Source organism: Rossellomorea arthrocnemi, from assembly GCF_904424705.1.
Lineage (GTDB): Bacteria > Bacillota > Bacilli > Bacillales > Bacillaceae_B > Rossellomorea > Rossellomorea arthrocnemi.
In genome coordinates this window covers 63,525-83,173 of sequence record NZ_CAJGBF010000017.1, presented here as the reverse complement: position 1 = coordinate 83,173, position 19,649 = coordinate 63,525, and the positions used below count along the sequence as shown (strand labels likewise).

Sequence of the window (19,649 nt, the reverse complement as noted above, 5' to 3'; positions counted from 1 at the left end):
CGCCAGCGTTCGTCCTGAGCCAGGATCAAACTCTCCGATAAAAGTTTGAATAGCTCTTTAAAAATAAATCTAGAATTAACGTTGACGTATTGTCTTGTTTTGTTCAGTTTTCAAGGTTCAATGTGTATGTGCTTCGTTTGAAGCGACCTATATAATATATCATTTAAAACGTTTATCGTCAAGGTATTTTTATTATTTTAGAAAAGTTATTTTCGCTATAATTATGTAATGCCTTTCGGACAACAAATAATAGTATACACACTGTCAATTTGATTTGCAAGAGGTAAATGAAAAAAAGTCGCAGATTTCGTTTCCGATCTGCGACTTTTATATTTATAGTTTATTCGCAGAAGATTTTATACGAATACCTCAGAAATATAGATATCCTTTTTCTGAGATAAATCTATTAATTCTTCTGTCTTAAGCTTAACAATAGGGCTTATAAAGGCATTAGGTTTAGTATACATGACTTCTCCATATTCTCCCGTCGATAGCTTTACCGGGGTGCCCGTTCTTAAATCCCCCAATAATTGAAGAATTCCTTCCACTACTTTAATATCAAATTTACCAAATAGGTCCTTACTGATCATATCCAATACTTTGAATATGGGTTGTTTTCTTCTATATACTCTTTCTGATGTCATGGCATGAAATACATCGGCGATTCCGACAATCTGTGAATAGAGGTGTATACGATCACTCTTCTCCGAAGCAGGATATCCTGTTCCATCAAAACGTTCATGATGCTGGAAGATGGCAAGTTTCGTTTCCGTTTTTAATAATGGGGTATCTTTGACCATTTTATACCCATTTGCAGTATGAAGCTTCACTTCTTTAAATTCACTTTCTGTTAAAGGCTGTTCTTTGGATAATATGTGAGGGCTCACCTTAGCCATCCCACAATCAGCTAATGCACCAGCTAAAGCCAGTTGATTGACCTGACCGGAGTGCAGACCCAGTTTCTTCCCAATCAAAGCACAGATGATACTCACAGAGACGGCATGATGATAAAGATATTCTTTTTTCGTTGAGTATTGTGGAAGGGAGTACACATATGTATGATTCTGTTCCATCACCTGAATAACGGGCAGAATGAACTCTCTCACTCTTGCAATATTAACAGCTGTACCGGATTGCCAATTCATGAACTCTTTCTTGAATTCCTTTACAGTCGTTAGGTATAGATCTACAAATCCAATAGGCTCCTGTATATCCGCATCCGACTGGTCTGATGACTTATCAGAAGAAAGGGGTGACCTGAATGGATTACCGTCCACTTTTGTTTTTTCAATGTATATCTCGTCTATATGGAATGCTTGAAGGATATTCAAGTGTTCTTTTTCAAGCACCGTATTCTTTGGAATGATCGGGCTCGCTGCCATTCCCATGATATCTTCAGAAACGATGCAGCCTAATTGTATATCTCCACGGTGGACCTTCAACTATAAACACCTCACAATTACCTTAGTCTTTTAGTTTATTTTACCAAATTCAGGTGAGTATAGTTGTTATTTTCAAAAAATAATTGTCTCACTACCAAAAAAATAAGCTATTTCCAGAATGAACGTTCCATTACTGAAAATAGCTTACTCACTTATTTATTCTTCTGTGTCTTCATTAACATCTTCAGAAGAAGGTTGATCTTCCATGACCTGCTGTTCTTCTCCTTCAACAGACTCAACAGGCGTTTCTGTTTCTTCTTCATCTTCTTTTTCAACTTTGGCGACTGTTGATACGAATTCACTTTCTTGAAGACGGATCAGTTTGACCCCTTGAGTGTTACGTCCTGTTGTTGAAATGTCATTGACGTCCATACGGATGAGAACACCATGTGCAGTGATGATCATTAAATCTTCTACACCACTGACGGCCTTAACAGAGACGAGTTCTCCGTTTCGCTCGGTCACATTACATGTCTTTAATCCTTTACCACCACGGGTTTGGACTCTATATTCACTAGCCGGGGTACGCTTACCGTAACCATTTACAGTGACAACGAGTACATCGCTCTTGTCTTCGAGGATTTCCATACCGACAACAATATCATCATCACTAAGGTTGATTCCTTTTACTCCCGTAGCCGTCCTTCCCATAGAACGGACATCGGTTTCAGGGAAACGGATCAGCATCCCCTGCTTTGTTCCGATAATCATATCTTTTTCTCCATCGGTCAGTTTAACGGAAATAAGCTCGTCATTTTCCCTAAGGTTGATGGCAATCAAACCATTCGTCCGGATGTTGGCAAAGTCTGATACTGGTGTACGTTTTGAGATACCTTGCTTCGTTGTAAAGAATAAGTACCAATCGTCAACGAATTCTTCAACCCGGATCATGGCATTGATCCACTCATCTTTTTCTACACCAAGCAGATTGATGATTGGAAGTCCTTTTGCGGTACGACTGAATTCTGGAATTTCATACCCTTTTGCACGATACGCCTTTCCTTTGTTTGTAAAGAAGAGGATCGTGTCGTGAGTAGAAGTTGTCAATAAGTGTTCAACGAAGTCTTCATCATTGGTACCCATTCCCTGGATTCCTCTTCCACCACGTTTTTGACTGCGGTAGGTAGAAACCGGGAGACGTTTGATGTAACCATTATGCGTAAGAGAAACAACGATGTTTTCCCTTGGAATCAAGTCTTCATCCTCGATGTTTTCGATTCCACCCGCTACAATTTCCGATCTTCTTTCATCGTTGAAGCGCTCTTTGATTTCGATGAGCTCTTCGCGGATGATTTCCAGAACCTTTTCATCATCAGCAAGAATCGCTTTCAATTCTGCAATCAACTTCACCAGTTCCTGATATTCATCCTCAATTTTTTCACGTTCTAAACCGGTTAGACGCTGAAGGCGCATATCCAGGATGGCTTGTGCCTGTTTATCAGATAGGGAGAAGTTCTCCATAAGGCCTTGTTTCGCAAGTTCTGTTGTTTGTGAACCACGGATAAGGGCAATGATTTCATCAATATGATCCAGGGCGATCCTCAGACCTTCTAAAATATGTGCCCTTGCTTCAGCTTTACGTAATTCAAATTCCGTTCTGCGGCGAATGACCACACGTTGATGCTGTAAGTAGTGATAGAGGCATTCTTTTAAGTTCAATACCTTTGGCTGGCCATCAACCAGTGCCAGAAGGTTGATCCCAAAGCTTGTTTGAAGTGCTGTTTGTTTGTACAGATTATTGAGTAAAACGTTGGCATTTGCATCTTTTCTCACTTCAATGACGATACGCATACCGTTACGGTCGGATTCATCACGTAGATCTGTGATGCCGTCAATCTTTTTATCCCTGACAAGATCCGCGATTTTTTCAATTAATCTCGCTTTATTCACCTGATAAGGGATTTGATGGACGATGATCGTTTCTTTCCCATTGCTCTTTGTTTCGATTTCCACACGGGCACGCATGGTGATGGAGCCTTTACCCGTTTCGTAGGCTCGACGGATCCCGCTTCTTCCTACAATCAGTCCGGCGGTAGGGAAATCGGGTCCGTAGATGAATTCCATCAGCTCTTGAATCGTGATGTCAGGATCTTTACTTAATGCAAGGATCCCATCGATGACTTCACCGAGATTGTGAGGGGGAATATTCGTCGCCATCCCTACAGCGATTCCAGAAGAACCGTTCACCAATAGGTTCGGGAAACGGGCAGGTAATACTTCCGGCTCTCTCTCAGTACCATCATAGTTATCTTTATAATCAATCGTATCTTTATTTATATCACGAATGAGTTCCATAGAGATTTTGGACATACGCGCTTCTGTATAACGCATTGCCGCAGCTGCATCTCCATCGACAGAACCGAAGTTCCCGTGACCGTCAACCAGCATATAGCGATAGTTGAAATCCTGTGCCATACGTACCATGGTGTCATAAACAGCAGAGTCACCATGAGGGTGATACTTACCGATTACTTCACCGACGATACGTGCCGATTTCTTATACGCTTTGTCAGACGTCATCCCAAGGTCATTCATCGCATATAAAATTCGGCGATGTACAGGCTTCAGGCCGTCACGTGCATCTGGCAGGGCACGTGAAACGATGACACTCATGGCATAATCCAGGAAAGACGAGCGCATTTCACTACTTATATTAATCTCTTTAACATTCGATCTTGGTGTTTCTGACATAGTAAAAGGGACCTCCTTTTAAAGAAAGGTTTATACCTTTCTCATTGTTTACCTTGTCCGCTATGTAAAAGACAGGATAGCACGTGGTCTATCCTGTACTATTTTCAAAAAAATGTTGGCGTTAAATATCAAGGTTCTTAACGTACGCAGCGTTTTCTTCAATGAAGTTACGTCTAGGCTCTACTTTGTCACCCATGAGGATTTCAAACGTTTCATCAGCCTCGATCGCATCCTGAAGACTTACTTGCAGCAATGTTCTTGATTCAGGATCCATTGTTGTTTCCCAAAGCTGTTCCGGATTCATCTCTCCAAGACCTTTGTAACGCTGGATTCCAGGTTTAGGCGTCGGAGAAATTTCTCCAAGGATACGATCCAGTTCTTTATCATTGTAGGCATACTCGATTTTCTTCCCTTGCTGTACTTTATACAATGGGGGTTGAGCGATATAGATGTATCCCGCTTCAATGATATTTCTCATATAACGATAGAAGAACGTTAATAATAGCGTACGGATATGGGCACCATCGACGTCGGCATCGGTCATGATCACAATCTTGTGGTATCTTGCTTTCGCCAGATCGAAATCTTCACCGATTCCTGTTCCGAGTGCGGTTATAATCGCACGGACCTCATTGTTAGAAAGGATTTTATCCAGTCGAGCCTTTTCTACGTTGATGATCTTACCACGCAGAGGAAGGATGGCCTGGAAGTGACGATCCCGTCCCTGCTTGGCAGATCCACCGGCTGAGTCACCCTCAACCACATAGATTTCACTGATGCTTGGGTCTTTAGAAGAACAGTCCGCCAGCTTACCAGGTAAGCTGGAGATTTCCAGGGCACTCTTACGGCGGGTAAGTTCCCTTGCTTTTTTCGCAGCCAGTCTGGCACGGGCAGCCATTAGTCCTTTTTCCACGACTTTTCGTGCAACAACCGGGTTTTCAAGTAAGAACGTTTCCAGATGCTCTGAGAATAGAGAATCGGTGATGGTTCTTGCTTCTGAATTCCCGAGTTTTGTTTTCGTCTGACCTTCGAACTGGGGATCAGGATGTTTAATCGAGATGATGGCTGTTAAGCCTTCACGGACGTCTTCTCCTGAAAGGTTCGCATCGCTCTCTTTAAACACATGATTTTTACGGGCATAGTCGTTAATGACCCTTGTTAAAGCCGTTTTAAACCCGGACTCATGTGTACCGCCTTCATGGGTATGGATATTATTGGCGAAAGAATAAAGATTACTTGCGAAACCATCGTTGTATTGAAGGGCGATTTCAATCGTAATCTCATCTTTCTCGCCTTCGATGTAAATCGGTTCTTCATGGATGACTTCTTTCGAACGGTTCAAATGTTCGACATAGGACTTAATTCCACCTTCATAATGGTAGTCCCTTCTTTTTCCTTCTCCCCGTTTATCCTCAATGCTGATCTGGATCCCTCTGTTTAAGAAAGCCAGTTCACGAATACGGTTTGCGAGTGTATCATATTCATACTCTGTCGTTTCAGTAAAGATTTCAGGATCTGGTGTAAAGTGGATGATCGTTCCTGTCTTATCCGTTTCTCCGATCACTTTAAGGTCGAAGCTCGGAGCACCTTTTTCGAATTTCTGGTAGTAGATCTTTCCATCACGATGGACGTGCACTTCAAGTTCAGTGGAAAGCGCGTTTACAACCGATGCCCCGACTCCGTGCAGACCTCCGGATACCTTGTATCCGCCTCCGCCGAACTTACCACCTGCGTGAAGGACTGTCATGATGACTTCGACGGCAGGACGTCCCATTTTTTCGTGAATACCGACGGGAATACCACGTCCATTATCCGTAACAGTAATACTGTTATCCTCTTCAATGATGACTTCGATTTCATTACAGTAACCGGCTAATGCTTCATCGATACTGTTATCAACGATTTCCCACACCAAGTGATGTAAGCCTCTTCCGCTTGTTGATCCAATATACATCCCCGGTCTTTTCCGAACGGCCTCTAATCCTTCTAAAACCTGAATCTGATTTTCATCATAGGACCCGCCTTGTGCTTGTTTTTGTTCCATAGTCATACTGATTCACCTACACTTTCTAACCTTCAGGGCTTTATATTTCTATAATAAATTCTCATAGTTTGAGTATTTCTTTGATCGCTTCTTCAACGTACTGGATGCCAGTGGTGAAAGATACAACTGATCTGTCGTGATAACAAGAGATTTATATGAACCCTTTGCGAGATTGCAAAGGTTTTTATCTTTCGTTTTTAGGAAATGCTGAATTTCCTCTGAAAATTGAACGGTGTCTCGATCAATAATAGCGATGATTTCATCTGTACGTACCATGACATCTTCTCCTACATGTATGTACAAGGTAACACCTCATTTCAATCTTTTCATTGATCCGGCTTCCACTTCGAACGTAGTCGCCTCGTTTAAGGTTTGATGATCAATACCATCCACATTCGTTGTGGTCACGAAGGTTTGAACTTTTCCCTGAATGGTATTTAATAAGTGGGATTGACGATAATCATCTAATTCGGACAGGACATCGTCCAGAAGTAGAATGGGATATTCTTTAATTTCAGAGTGAATCAGCTCGATTTCCGCAAGCTTCACAGAGAGGGCTGTTGTCCGTTGCTGCCCCTGTGATCCAAATGTTTGAACATCCCGTCCATTCACAATAAATTGAAGATCGTCCCGATGCGGCCCGACCAGTGTCACACCGCGATCAATTTCCCGTTCGCGGATACCATCAAATTTCTGCTCATATATATCTACCATTTTTGACCATTCTTGATTATCTGATACATCTAAAGACGGTTTATATACGATTTCTAACGTTTCTAAGTTCCTTGAAATTCCCGAATGGATCGGTTTTGCCCAACTTTCCAATAGCTGAACAAACTCAAACCGTTTCTTCGTGATCTTCACCGCCATCTCAATGAACTGTTCCGTCAAGACATCAAGCATGGTTTGGTCTTTTTGTTTTCTCGTTTGCAACTGTTTTAAATAATGATTCCGTTGCTGTAATATTTTTTGATAAAGGCTGATATCATGTAAATAAACAGGAGAAACCTGACCGATTTCCATATCAATAAAACGACGCCTTACTTGAGGGCTCCCTTTTACCAAATGAAGATCTTCAGGTGCAAACATGACAACATTCATATTTCCGACATACTGACTCAATTTAGATTGTTCAAGGTGATTACTTTTCGCTTTTTTTCCCTTTTTCGACAGGACCAGCTCCAAAGGTAATGCACCATTATATTTCTGAATCCTACCTTTTATTTTAGCATATTCCTGATCCCAACGGATTAAATCTTTGTCATTTGAGGTCCGGTGGGATTTAGCCATTGCCAGGACGTAGATAGACTCCATGATATTGGTCTTTCCCTGGGCATTTTCTCCGAGAATGACGTTCACCTTGTTTTCGAAACTTACGTCGATGGATTCGTAATTTCGGTAGTTTCTTAATTCTAATTGTTCAATGTACATGGACATAACACCCTTTATTATTCTCCAGCAACCACAAAGACCCCTACTTCAGGAATTTCAACTTTGTCACCAATCGTAAGTTTTCTTCCTCTTCTTTGATCTTGTTCCCCGTTTATGTATACTTCATATTCACTTAAGAACCATTTCGCCATGCCACCGGACTGAATCACTTCAGCAAGCTTCAGGAATTGTCCCAATGTGATGATTTCTGTCTCAATGGTGATCTCTTTCGCCACTAAAATCACTACTTTCCGTATAAAGTCTCTAATATCTTATTTTACTCTAAATAGAGTTAAGTCACAACTAACGAAAAATGGAGAAGGATACGTAGTGGTTTTACACTGCAGCTCTCCATCCCCGGAGCTGGCGGTGATTATCCTCACACCTTTCACCTGTGAGGTCTCCAAATTTTAAAAAATCCATCTCATATAAAAAAACCAACACCTGAACTTTTTCTCTAAGGTGTTGGCTTTTTATTTTTTTAGTACGTTCTTACTGGAAGGATCAATTGAAGAATAGAATCATCATGAAGCGGCTTCAATACGAATGGTCTCATCGCTCCTGTAAAGTTCACATGGATTTCGGTTCCTTCAATGGCTTTTAATGCGTCCATCATATATTTCGCGCTGAAGGAGATTTTCAACTCTTCCCCTTCGATCGATTGGCTTTCCACCTGCTCAATGACCTTTCCAATTTCCGGAGTGTTCGATGAAATCTCAATGATTCCTCCATCAAGCGTTGACAGTTTTACAACGTTGTTTCGTCCTTCTCTCGCAAGTAACGAAGCACGATCGATCGCTTGCAGGAATTCTTTTGTATTCAAGGTTAATTCTGTTTTCGTATCAGAAGGGATCAATCGACTGGTATCAGGGTAGTTCCCTTCTAATAATCTGGAGAAGAATAATAAATGCTTTGCTTTAAATAGTACTTGATTTTCCGTAATCACGATTTCCACAGGCTCATCAGTATCATCAAGAATCTTGTTCAACTCATTTAAGCTTTTCCCTGGAATCACAATATTGTAAGAGGCATCGTGATTGGTTTCAATTGGTGCTTTTCTCATAGCCAATCTGTGACTATCTGTTGCAATACAGCTTAACTCCCCGTCTTCGATCTGACAGTTTACACCTGTCAAGATGGGGCGTGTTTCTGAGGTGGACACTGCGAAAACGGTTTGTCTAATCATCGTTTTTAGGAGATCGGTTGATACTTTAATACCGTTTCCTTCTTCAATTTGAGGAAGATGAGGATACTCTTCTGGATCCAGGCCGTTTAAATTGAATTCAGCTTGTCCTGAACGAATGACGGTTTGAAAATGATTTTGAACTTCAATTTCTACTGTATCCTTCGGTAATTTCTTTACAATTTCACTGAAGAATTTGGCCTGAAGTACAATTCCTCCTGTTTCCATGATTTCCACTATTTCTTTACCTTCTTCTTCATTGGGAATGAAGGATTCAATTGAAATATCAGAGTCACTACCTGTTAAGGTAACCCCTTCTTCTGTAGCGATGATTTTGATTCCTGTCAGAATGGGAATCGTCGTTCTGGACGTTACTGCTTTCATGACATCCTGGACACTTTGAACAAGATGGTCCCTTTGAATAACAAATTTCATGATTTATTCCTCCAATTTGCACATAATTTTATGGACTGAATCATATACTAATAATTTATTTAAAAAATAGTAATAGAAGTAGTAGGGCCTGTTGATATGTGGATAAGTGGGTGAATCGAACGTAAATACAGCCTATCCACATGTGGACAGACTGTGTGCTAGTTTGTCTGAGTTATTCACATTATCCAATTGCACTGTGAGTAAAATCAGCCCTTTAAAGACTCGCGAATTTCCTTCAATTGCTGCTGAAGAAGTGCATCTGTCCCAAGTAACGTACTGATCTTTTCATGAGCATGAATCACAGTCGTATGATCTCGTCCCCCAAACTCTTCACCGATTTTCGGGAGGGAGGAGTCCGTCATTTCCCTGGATAAATACATGGCAATTTGTCTAGGGAACGCGATTGACTTGGTTCGCTTTTTGGCTTTAAAGTCCTCGAGCTTCACATTGAACTGTTCACCAACGACTCTTTGGATTTCCTGGATGGTAATGGCCCTTGGCTTTGAGCTAGGGATGATATCCTTTAACGCTTCAGCTGCTAAATCAGCATTGATGTCTTTATTTATAAGAGAAGAGTACGCGACGACACGGATCAATGCGCCCTCTAACTCACGAATATTGGAATCGATTTGATTGGCTATATAAAGCATGGCTTCATTTGGAATATCCAGTCCTTCAGCCTTCGCTTTTTTTCGTAATATCGCAATTCTCGTCTCGAGATCCGGAGGCGTGATATCCGTAATCAGCCCCCATTCAAAACGGGAACGAAGTCTATCTTCAAGTGTCGGAATTTCTTTTGGCGGCCGATCACTGGAAATAACAATTTGCTTGCTTTCTTCATGTAAGGTATTAAAAGTATGGAAAAATTCCTCTTGTGTTTGTTCTTTACCAGCTAAAAATTGAATGTCATCAATTAATAAAACATCAACACTACGGTATTTATTGCGGAAATCTACTGCTTTATTATCTCGAATTGAGTTTATGAATTCGTTTGTGAATTTTTCAGATGACAAGTAAACCACTTTCGCAGCAGGATTATGTTCCAGTACATAATGGCCGATGGCATGCATCAAGTGGGTTTTTCCAAGACCTACTCCCCCATAAATAAACAAGGGATTATAGGCTTTTGCAGGTGCTTCAGCTACAGCCAAAGAAGCGGCATGGGCGAACCGGTTGCCCGAACCGATAACAAAAGTGTCGAATGTGTATTTAGCGTTCAGCATATTTTGATTGATATCCTGCTGATCGTCGTCTTTCATCGACTTCTTTGGTGGTATTTGAATATCAAACTCTTCCGGCTCCTGGTTTTGAGGAATGATAAATTTCACGACTAATTCTTCGCCCGTAATATCATACAAAACCCCTGAGATTAGCTGAGAGTAACGGCCTTCCAACCAATCTCTTGCAAATTCATTTGGAGCTGTAATCACAAGGGTGTCCCCTTGAATGGAATGGGCCTTAGTTGATTTCAACCAAGTATCAAAGCTTGGTTTACTGATCTTTTTTTCGATATTTTCTAAGGCCTTGCTCCAAAGATCCCCGATATTCTCCAATCCTGATCCCTCCTTTTCTTAATTTGTATAACTTCTGTACAACCATTACGCGCAATACATTCCTTAAACACTCGGTATTTAATAAAAATACAATGCACTGAATGTGGAAAATATATATAATAAGGAAAGAAAATGGTTTTTCGACAATATCCACCACTTGTGGACAACGTTTTACAAACCCTCTGTATAAGTTACCCACATGATATCCACATTTTGTGGATAAGTTATTTACATGAACATAGTTATCAAGAGTGAAAACACAATAATCATATCAAAATATCCTTAGTGGTGCAATGCTTTTTAAATTTTATCCACAACCCCTATACCTTGTGGAATGATTTTGTCCACAACCCAATAACTTGTGAAAAAGTTGTCAGTATGTGTTGTGGATAATTTAAAACCGTGTCGAATCCTATCCACAGGCACCTTGGATAGAAAAACGGAATAGGGTTTGTAGAAGGATAAAAAGGGATAATTAATTTGAGGTGCTTTCGGAGGAACTTCACGATCAGATGAAATCTTGTAAACAAAAAGTTACGTAGTTTATATAGAAGATCTTTCATTGAAGGTACGTAATTAGATCAGGAAAAGTTATAAGGGAGAAATAAAGACTAATTAATAAAGTACAAAGGCGATTATATTATTTAGATGGTTGCTAAAAACTAATAGAGTTGATTGAAGCGGAAGTTGCTCGACTCCTGCGGGAAAAGCGGGAAAGTTGAGACCCCACAGGGCAGAAGCCCGAGGAGGCTCAACTCACGCCCCGCGGAAAGCGAGCAACTGGAGCGGAAATCAACCAGTACTCGCTAATTTAAAGAATAATGGGCTAGCAAACGAACACTTTAAAAGAAAAACAATCTGAGTGTTGACTTTTTATGGGTACCGTCTTTATAATAGTGAGGAATGTCTTTAACTTTTTAAAGATATCCTTCAGGGAGGTGTCATAGATGAAAAGAACGTTTCAACCAAATAACCGCAAAAGAAAAAAGAATCACGGTTTCCGTGCACGTATGAGCTCTAAAAACGGACGCAATGTTTTAGCTCGCCGTCGCAGCAAAGGAAGAAAAGTATTATCTGCCTAGACCACTGAACTGACTCAGTGGTCTTTTTTTTCCTTTCTATCACGTGTTAAAGTGATTTGGCTCGTTCTTATTTTTTTATGAATAAAAGAACTTATAATTTCAGATGAATGAGCCAATAATGTCGAGGTTAGATGAAGACAAAAATGAAAAATAGGTGTGGTCCATGCGGAAAGATCAAAGAGTAAAGAAAAATAAAGAATTCCAGGAAATATTTCAAAAAGGAACATCCTTCGCGAATCGTCAATTCGTCTTGTATCTATTAAAGAAGGAAGAACCTCAGCCCTTTCGAATCGGAATTTCCGTCAGTAAGAAAATCGGGAATGCTGTATGCCGAAATCAAATCAAGCGCTATGTGAGGCAGGCTTTCTTAGAATTACAAGAAGAGGTGCACGACCAGTACGATTATCTTATCATCGCCAGAAAACCGGCGGCCGAAATGAATTTCCATGAGGTGAAGGGGAGTCTCACCCATGTATTAAAAAGAGGAAAAGTATTGAAAAGGTCTTCTTATGGCAAATATGATAGGAAGAAGTCATAACATTTTGAGAGAATGACAGGTTTCGTCATCACAAGCCTAGGAAAAGATGTTACAATACGAGAGATTGTACTTTTATTAGTACGGGATGATGGTACTTGTTTACATTTTATTTGAAAGATATTAGTTGGGAGGAAAATAAGGGTGAAAAAGAGAATAATAGCCCTGGTGGGAATCATTGGGCTAATGGCTATTCTATCAGGTTGTACAGATTACAATAAGCCGATCACATCTGATAGTAGCGGAATATGGAATGAATATATTGTCTATCCTTTATCGCAATTGATTACAATGGTTGCAGAGTTCATGGGCGGTTCATATGGATTAGCGATTGTCATCGTTACATTGCTTATTCGTACGGCAATTCTGCCATTGATGATTAAACAAACGAAAAATTCAAAAGCCATGCAGGCATTACAACCTGAAATGAAAAAAATGCGTGAAAAATATAGCTCGAAAGATGCACAAACACAGCAAAAGCTTCAACAAGAAACGATGGCTTTATTCCAAAGTCACGGGGTGAATCCGTTAGCTGGTTGTTTCCCATTGATTATTCAGATGCCAATTTTGATCGGTTTTTACCACGCGATCGTCAGAACACAGGAAATTAAAGCACATAACTTCTTATGGTTCGATCTCGGTAACCCGGATCCGTTCTATATCTTACCTTTAGTAGCAGGTTTAACAACGTTCATCCAACAAAAATTAATGATGGCGGGTACAGCGAATCAAAATCCGCAAATGGCTATGATGCTTTATATCATGCCGGTCATGATCATCATTTTTGCGATTAACTTCCCTGCAGCTTTATCCCTTTACTGGGTAGTCGGAAATCTATTTATGATTGCACAGACATACTTCGTTAAAGGACCTGATATCAAAGAAGCGCAAGCAGCTAAAGCTGGTGGGAATTCGGGAGGAAAGAAAAAGTGAGAGAAGTAGAAGCGACTGGTCAAACGGTGGAAGAAGCCATTGAATCAGCCTTGTCTCAACTGAATATCACCAAAGAAGAAGCTGAAATTGACGTCATTGATCAAGGTAAAAAAGGGTTATTCGGATTGTTCGGTGGAAGACCGGCAATCGTCAAAGTGAAAAAATTGATTGATCCTGTAAGTGAAGCGAAGGATTTTCTTTTATCGGTTGCACGTGAAATGGGCGTAGACGCGACCATTGAAGTGAAACGGGATGGAAGGGATGTAGAATTCAACATTTCAGGTGAAAAAATGGCTCTCTTAATAGGAAAAAGAGGACAAACGTTGAATGCCCTTCAACATTTGTCTCAACTGATTGCCAATGGGGTATCCGGTCAGTTCATCACCATTCTGTTGGATGCTGAGAACTACCGCGAAAGACGGAAACAGACGTTGACAACCCTTGCTGAACGTTTAGCGGAAAAGGCATTGCGCACAAATCGTTCTGTTTCATTGGAACCGATGCCGTCTTATGAACGAAAAGTGATCCACACAGCATTAGTTGATTCCAAGAGGGTTGATACCCGGTCAGAGGGCAGAGAACCCAATCGATATATTGTCATTGCACCAAGATAATGAAAGACGATTCCTTACGGGGGATCGTTTTTTTTATTCCCTGGACCTGTGGATTCTTATTTTCACCACGGTTTATTGTTATTCACATGTGGATAAGTTAAAATAATAGAGATGAGATGTTATCTGTGTGGATAACATTATTTGGTGACGTACAGAGGGTTTCCTTTCTTTAGTATTCATAGGGATTATGATATTCTAATAATTTGGGGAAACGATGCTTTCTACTATACATTTTATATAAATAGATCAGCTATAAGAGAGGTGAACGAAAATGGAGTTCGATACAATTGCAGCCATATCCACTCCGATGGGAGAAGGAGCGATCGCCATCGTACGTTTAAGCGGTGATCAGGCATTTGATATCGGTGATAAAGTCTTTAAGGGAATGAAAGGGAGCTCCATGAAGGAATTTGCTTCCCATACCATTCATTATGGACATATTGTCGATCCGGACACTGAACAAGTGGTGGAAGAAGTCATGGTTTCCGTCATGAGGGGGCCAAAGACATTCACCCGTGAGGATATTATCGAGATTAACTGCCACGGAGGGCTCGTGTCGGTGAATAAAGTATTGCAGCTTGTGTTGAAAAATGGGGCAAGACTTGCAGAACCCGGTGAATTCACCAAGCGTGCTTTCTTAAATGGTCGAATCGATCTTTCTCAGGCAGAAGCGGTGATGGATCTCATTCGGGCCAAAACGGACCGTGCCATGAATGTAGCACTTAATCAAATGGAAGGCCGACTTTCTAATTTGATTCGGAAGCTGCGTCAGGAAATTCTTGAAACGCTTGCCCATGTGGAAGTAAATATCGATTATCCTGAATACGATGATGTGGAAGAAATGACGCATCACGTACTGCTTGAAAAATCCAAACGTGTCCGGGATGAAATCGACCGGCTTGTTCGCACTTCTGAACAAGGGAAGATTTTAAGAGAAGGGCTTTCTACCGTTATTATCGGACGCCCAAATGTAGGGAAGTCCTCCCTTCTAAACAGTCTCGTTCATGAAAATAAAGCCATTGTAACGGATATTCCCGGGACAACGCGTGATGTGATCGAGGAATATGTTAACGTAAGAGGCGTCCCGCTCCGGCTGGTTGATACGGCGGGGATCCGTGAAACCGAAGATATCGTCGAACGAATTGGCGTGGAACGCTCGAGACAGGTTCTGAAGGAAGCAGATTTAATATTGCTGGTTCTGAATAATGCGGATGAATTAACCTATGAGGATGAACAGTTGTTTGAAGCGGTGAGAGGAATGGACGTCATTATCATCGTGAACAAAACAGACCTTCCTCAGAAGATTGATATAGATAAGGTAAGGAAATTGGCTGAAAATCACCAGCTGGTGACGACGGCTTTACTGGAAGAACAGGGAATCGATGAACTGGAAGAAGCAATCTCATCCTTATTCTTTGCTGGATCCATTGAAGCGGGGGATATGACATACGTATCAAATAGTCGTCATATCGCATTGCTCAATCAGGCATCACTTGCGATCAATGAAGCGATTGATGGAGTAGAAATGGGAACACCGATTGATATCGCACAGATCGATTTGACGAGAACGTGGGAGCTGTTGGGTGAAATTATCGGGGACAGCGTTCATGAAAGCCTGATTGATCAATTGTTTTCTCAATTCTGCTTAGGTAAATAAATACTATTATAATGTGGACATGTCTTTTTAGTCCTACAAGGAGGAAATAACAAACCATGCAATATGACGCAGGGCAATATGATGTCATTGTCATTGGTGCTGGCCATGCTGGTGTTGAAGCGGGACTTGCTTCGGCACGTATGGGAGCTAAAACGTTAATGGTTACCATTAACTTAGATATGGTCGCCTTTATGCCGTGTAATCCATCCGTCGGTGGACCGGCCAAAGGGATCGTTGTAAGAGAGATTGACGCCCTCGGTGGAGAAATGGGGCGAAATATAGATAAAACGCATATTCAAATGCGGATGTTGAATACAGGGAAAGGCCCTGCTGTCCGGGCATTACGGGCACAGGCAGATAAGTTCCTTTATCAGCATGAAATGAAGCGTACGATCGAAAACGAACCAAACATGACCTTAATGCAGGGGATGGTCGAAGAATTGATCGTGGAAGATGATGAATGTAAAGGTGTCGTCACAATGACAGGTGCTGCCTACCGTGCCAAAACGGTCGTCATCACAACAGGAACATTCTTGCGTGGGGAAATCATTCTGGGGGACCTGAAATATTCAAGTGGTCCCAATAACCAACAGCCTTCCATCAGACTATCTGACCATTTACATGAACTGGGCTTCGATACGGTTCGATTTAAAACCGGGACGCCACCACGAGTGAATAGCTCGACCATCGATTATTCGAAAACAGAAATACAGCCTGGTGATGATGTTCCACGTGCATTCAGCTATGAAACGACAAAATATATTACCGATCAACTCCCATGCTGGCTTACGTATACAAATGAGCTGACTCATCAATTAATCGATGACAATCTTCACCGTTCACCGATGTATTCCGGCATGATCAAGGGAACAGGACCGCGTTACTGTCCTTCCATTGAAGATAAAGTCGTACGTTTCCACGACAAGCCGCGTCATCAGATCTTCCTGGAGCCTGAAGGAAGAAACACTCAGGAAGTGTACGTTCAAGGACTATCGACAAGCCTCCCTGAAGATGTGCAGCAAAAGATCCTTCAGACTATTCCTGGTCTTGAAAAAGTACAGATGATGCGTGCCGGTTATGCCATCGAGTATGATTCCATCGTACCGACTCAATTATGGCCGACCCTGGAAACGAAAAAAATCAAAAATCTGTATACGGCGGGACAAATCAACGGTACATCCGGGTATGAAGAAGCCGCTGGTCAGGGGCTGATGGCCGGAATCAATGCCGCTTGTCGCGCACTGGATAAAGAAGAGGTCATCTTAAGCCGCTCTGATGCCTATATTGGGGTTCTGATTGATGACCTGGTGACGAAAGGAACGAACGAACCTTATCGCCTTCTGACTTCCCGGGCTGAATATCGCCTGTTGCTGCGTCATGATAATGCCGATCTCCGCTTAACGGATATCGGTCATAAGATCGGATTGATTTCAGCCGACCGATATGAACGGTTCTCGGCGAAGAAAGAAGCGATTTCTGTCGAGAAGAAACGGCTTGAAGGAGTTCGCATCAAGCCGACTGAAGAAACTCAAAGAGTTATCCGTGAAGCAGGGGGAAGCGAGTTGAAGGACGGCATATTGGCAGCGGACCTTTTGAAGCGCCCTGAAATGAACTATAGTCACATTAAAACACTCGTACCAAGTGAAATTGAAATGGATTACGATGTAGAGGAACAAGTGGAAATCCAAGTGAAATACGAAGGCTACATTGAAAAGTCTCTTCAACAGGTCGATAAAATGAAGAAGATGGAAAACAAACGAATTCCTGAGAACATTGATTACAGTGCGATCAGCGGTTTAGCTTCTGAAGCAAGACAGAAATTAATCGAGGTCCAGCCTCTTTCTCTTGCACAGGCATCCCGCATTTCAGGCGTGAATCCTGCAGACATCTCTATTTTAATGGTCTACATCGAGCAGGGGAAAATCGCCAAAGTATCCGGTGATCAATAAGTAAAGGAAGGATAAGCACATGAATGTAAATGAATTTCAATCCATGCTTGAGGAGAAGGGGATTTCCCTTTCTTCAGGGCAATTAAATCAGTTTGAGTGCTATTATGAATTGTTGGTTGAATGGAATGAAAAAATGAACCTTACGGCGATCACTGAGAAAGAAGATGTGTATTTAAAGCATTTTTACGATTCGATCAGTGCAGCTTTTTATGTTGATTTCACAGAAGTTCAATCCCTTTGTGATGTCGGGGCAGGAGCAGGTTTTCCGAGTATACCGCTTAAAATATGCTTCCCGCACCTACATATCTCGATTGTTGATTCCTTGAACAAGCGCATCACATTTTTAAATCATTTATCAGACGAATTAAGACTTGCACATACACATTTCTATCATGATCGTGCCGAGACGTTTGGAAAAAACAAGGCTCATCGCGAAAAATATGATATGGTTACAGCAAGAGCCGTTGCCAGAATGTCTGTATTAAGTGAATTATGCCTGCCACTTGTAAAAAAAGGTGGATCATTTGTCGCCATGAAAGCTTCCAATGTCAATGAAGAGCTGTCTAACGCAAAGAAGGCTATCGGAACGCTTGGTGGACAAACGGATAAAATGTACTCCTTCCTCCTGCCCGAAGAGGAAAGTGAACGGAATATCGTTAAGATCAACAAAGTGAAAGAAACGCCTAACAAATATCCCAGAAAACCTGGGACACCGAATAAATTACCGTTAGAATAGTATGATCCTTCTCCTGCCTTAAAAGGCCCTGATATAAATCGGTTTCTTTAGGAGGCAGGAAAATTGACATATTTTAGAGAATATTAATTAAGGGAGTTTCTTAAAGGTGGTGTAGGAAGATGAAGCATCCTTTCTCTCGTTTTTTTGGCCTAGGTGAAAAGGAGCAAGATGTTGAATCTGAAGAGTCAAATGTAGTGGAAGAAGATCGAGATGAAGTGAGGAAGATACCAGTCTCACAAATCATCCCTAATCGATTTCAACCAAGGACTGTGTTTAATGATGAAAAGATAGAAGAATTATCAAGAACGATTCACACTCATGGTATTATCCAACCGATCGTGGTGAGACAATACGAGGATGACCAGTTTGAAATCATTGCGGGAGAACGACGTTACAGAGCCGTTCAAAAGCTTGGCTGGGAAACTGTACCGGCGATTGTAAAGAATCTTAATGATACAGAAACAGCTTCTGTGGCATTAATTGAAAACTTACAAAGAGAAGAGCTCTCTCCTATAGAAGAAGCAATCGCATATGGAAAATTGTTGGAGTTACATGATCTAACTCAAGAAGCCCTTGCTCAACGCTTAGGAAAAGGACAATCGACTGTGGCGAACAAGCTTCGTCTCCTAAAGCTTCCAGAAGAAATCCAATCGGCCTTATTAGATAAAAAAATTACAGAACGTCATGCCAGAGCTTTAATTCCATTGAAGAATTCCGAAAAGCAGATCCAGCTTCTTCAAGAAATCATAGAAAAAAGCTTAAATGTCAAGCAAACCGAAGACCGGGTTGTGAAAATGCAGGAAGGAACGACTCAAAAGCCAAAGCCTAAACGCAAGGCGTTCAGCAAAGACATGAGAATTGCCGTGAATACGATTCGACAATCATTATCCATGGTATCCGACAGCGGGATCAATCTCGACTCAGAAGAAGAAGAGCACGAGGAATTCTATCAATTCACCATTCGTATTCCGAAAAAAAAATAGATTCGCAGTCTAAAAGTGAGAAACATATCCGATCCGTTTCTCACTTTTTTCTGTTTTACTTATTTTTGTAAGGACATTCTTATTTATGATAAGAAAGTGGTAGTTGATTGCAGCTCCAGATGCTCGCTTTCCGCGGGGCTGGTTGTAAGCCTCCTCGGCCGTTCGTCCGCGGAAAGCGAAGCGGTTCCCCTCACCATCCAAGCACACAATTATTGACAGAGCATCAGGAAAAATATCATAGTATTACGAAACCCTTACTAAATTAGAAACTGTCGATTGATAGAAAATGATGTCGTTTCAAATCAACAAAATTTTCCTTTTTTTAGAAATGCGGCCTTTTTGAAAAATTGACAGACAATTATCCTGGAATTTTGATAGAAT

General features: G+C 41.3%; 16 protein-coding genes. 8 read left to right on the top strand and 8 right to left on the bottom strand.

What is annotated here, in order from left to right; translation table 11 throughout:
* Positions 1–356: 356 nt before the first annotated feature.
* From BAA9072_RS18665 to dnaA, 8 genes are all read right to left on the bottom strand, one after another.
* Positions 357–1,442 carry an HD-GYP domain-containing protein gene (locus BAA9072_RS18665; RefSeq protein WP_201716193.1) on the bottom strand — a complete coding sequence of 362 codons (1,086 nt, stop codon included), beginning with the start codon at positions 1,440–1,442 and terminating at the stop codon, positions 357–359.
* A 156-nt stretch (positions 1,443–1,598) separates the two neighbouring features.
* Positions 1,599–4,133, bottom strand: coding sequence for a DNA gyrase subunit A (gene gyrA / locus BAA9072_RS18660; protein WP_201716192.1), 2,535 nt, complete (start codon positions 4,131–4,133; stop codon positions 1,599–1,601).
* A gap of 121 nt (positions 4,134–4,254) precedes the next feature.
* Complete coding sequence (gene gyrB, locus BAA9072_RS18655; protein ID WP_201716194.1) at positions 4,255–6,177, bottom strand: DNA topoisomerase (ATP-hydrolyzing) subunit B; 1,923 nt, start codon at positions 6,175–6,177, stop codon at positions 4,255–4,257.
* Between the two features lie 48 nt (positions 6,178–6,225).
* Entirely contained in the window at positions 6,226–6,480 is a 255-nt protein-coding gene (remB, locus tag BAA9072_RS18650) for an extracellular matrix regulator RemB (protein ID WP_201716191.1), read from the bottom strand.
* Positions 6,481–6,489: 9 nt separating this feature from the next.
* Positions 6,490–7,608 (bottom strand): DNA replication/repair protein RecF, encoded by a 1,119-nt coding sequence (gene recF, locus BAA9072_RS18645; protein ID WP_201716190.1) that lies wholly within the window; start codon positions 7,606–7,608, stop codon positions 6,490–6,492.
* A gap of 17 nt (positions 7,609–7,625) precedes the next feature.
* On the bottom strand, positions 7,626–7,844 hold the full coding sequence (gene yaaA, locus BAA9072_RS18640; protein ID WP_098351355.1) for a S4 domain-containing protein YaaA: 219 nt from the start codon (positions 7,842–7,844) through the stop codon (positions 7,626–7,628).
* A 245-nt stretch (positions 7,845–8,089) separates the two neighbouring features.
* Positions 8,090–9,226, bottom strand: a complete 1,137-nt coding sequence (gene dnaN, locus BAA9072_RS18635; RefSeq protein ID WP_201716189.1) for a DNA polymerase III subunit beta — start codon at positions 9,224–9,226, stop codon at positions 8,090–8,092.
* Between the two features lie 206 nt (positions 9,227–9,432).
* Positions 9,433–10,779: a chromosomal replication initiator protein DnaA gene (gene dnaA, locus BAA9072_RS18630; protein ID WP_201716188.1), complete on the bottom strand. Its 1,347-nt coding sequence runs from the start codon at positions 10,777–10,779 to the stop codon at positions 9,433–9,435.
* A 947-nt stretch (positions 10,780–11,726) separates the two neighbouring features.
* Between dnaA and rpmH the strand changes: the two genes are divergently transcribed.
* From rpmH to noc, 8 genes are all read left to right on the top strand, one after another.
* Positions 11,727–11,861 (top strand): 50S ribosomal protein L34, encoded by a 135-nt coding sequence (rpmH, locus tag BAA9072_RS18625; RefSeq protein ID WP_034764748.1) that lies wholly within the window; start codon positions 11,727–11,729, stop codon positions 11,859–11,861.
* 163 nt (positions 11,862–12,024) lie between these two features.
* Positions 12,025–12,399, top strand: coding sequence for a ribonuclease P protein component (rnpA, locus tag BAA9072_RS18620; protein ID WP_201716187.1), 375 nt, complete (start codon positions 12,025–12,027; stop codon positions 12,397–12,399).
* A 141-nt stretch (positions 12,400–12,540) separates the two neighbouring features.
* Positions 12,541–13,329, top strand: a complete 789-nt coding sequence (spoIIIJ, locus tag BAA9072_RS18615; RefSeq protein WP_201716186.1) for a YidC family membrane integrase SpoIIIJ — start codon at positions 12,541–12,543, stop codon at positions 13,327–13,329.
* Complete coding sequence (gene jag / locus BAA9072_RS18610; RefSeq protein ID WP_201716185.1) at positions 13,326–13,943, top strand: RNA-binding cell elongation regulator Jag/EloR; 618 nt, start codon at positions 13,326–13,328, stop codon at positions 13,941–13,943. The genes spoIIIJ and jag overlap by 4 nt, the downstream gene beginning before the upstream one ends.
* Before the next feature lie 271 nt (positions 13,944–14,214).
* On the top strand, positions 14,215–15,600 hold the full coding sequence (mnmE, locus tag BAA9072_RS18605) for a tRNA uridine-5-carboxymethylaminomethyl(34) synthesis GTPase MnmE (protein ID WP_201716184.1): 1,386 nt from the start codon (positions 14,215–14,217) through the stop codon (positions 15,598–15,600).
* 56 nt (positions 15,601–15,656) lie between these two features.
* Entirely contained in the window at positions 15,657–17,549 is a 1,893-nt protein-coding gene (gene mnmG / locus BAA9072_RS18600; RefSeq protein WP_201716183.1) for a tRNA uridine-5-carboxymethylaminomethyl(34) synthesis enzyme MnmG, read from the top strand.
* A 19-nt stretch (positions 17,550–17,568) separates the two neighbouring features.
* Positions 17,569–18,285 carry a 16S rRNA (guanine(527)-N(7))-methyltransferase RsmG gene (gene rsmG / locus BAA9072_RS18595; RefSeq protein WP_201716182.1) on the top strand — a complete coding sequence of 239 codons (717 nt, stop codon included), beginning with the start codon at positions 17,569–17,571 and terminating at the stop codon, positions 18,283–18,285.
* 119 nt (positions 18,286–18,404) lie between these two features.
* On the top strand, positions 18,405–19,268 hold the full coding sequence (noc, locus tag BAA9072_RS18590; RefSeq protein ID WP_201716181.1) for a nucleoid occlusion protein: 864 nt from the start codon (positions 18,405–18,407) through the stop codon (positions 19,266–19,268).
* Positions 19,269–19,649 lie beyond the last annotated feature (381 nt).

What these genes read in the sequence shown, in the direction of transcription:
- gyrB (WP_201716194.1), bottom strand. Translation starts at nt 6,177, where the DNA reads ATGGAACAAAAACAAGCACAAGGCGGGTCCTATGATGAAAATCAGATT.
- gyrA (WP_201716192.1), bottom strand. Translation starts at nt 4,133, where the DNA reads ATGTCAGAAACACCAAGATCGAATGTTAAAGAGATTAATATAAGTAGT.
- rsmG (WP_201716182.1), top strand. Translation starts at nt 17,569, where the DNA reads ATGAATGTAAATGAATTTCAATCCATGCTTGAGGAGAAGGGGATTTCC.
- dnaN (WP_201716189.1), bottom strand. Translation starts at nt 9,226, where the DNA reads ATGAAATTTGTTATTCAAAGGGACCATCTTGTTCAAAGTGTCCAGGAT.
- noc (WP_201716181.1), top strand. Translation starts at nt 18,405, where the DNA reads ATGAAGCATCCTTTCTCTCGTTTTTTTGGCCTAGGTGAAAAGGAGCAA.
- mnmG (WP_201716183.1), top strand. Translation starts at nt 15,657, where the DNA reads ATGCAATATGACGCAGGGCAATATGATGTCATTGTCATTGGTGCTGGC.
- rnpA (WP_201716187.1), top strand. Translation starts at nt 12,025, where the DNA reads ATGCGGAAAGATCAAAGAGTAAAGAAAAATAAAGAATTCCAGGAAATA.
- mnmE (WP_201716184.1), top strand. Translation starts at nt 14,215, where the DNA reads ATGGAGTTCGATACAATTGCAGCCATATCCACTCCGATGGGAGAAGGA.
- recF (WP_201716190.1), bottom strand. Translation starts at nt 7,608, where the DNA reads ATGTACATTGAACAATTAGAATTAAGAAACTACCGAAATTACGAATCC.
- rpmH (WP_034764748.1), top strand. Translation starts at nt 11,727, where the DNA reads ATGAAAAGAACGTTTCAACCAAATAACCGCAAAAGAAAAAAGAATCAC.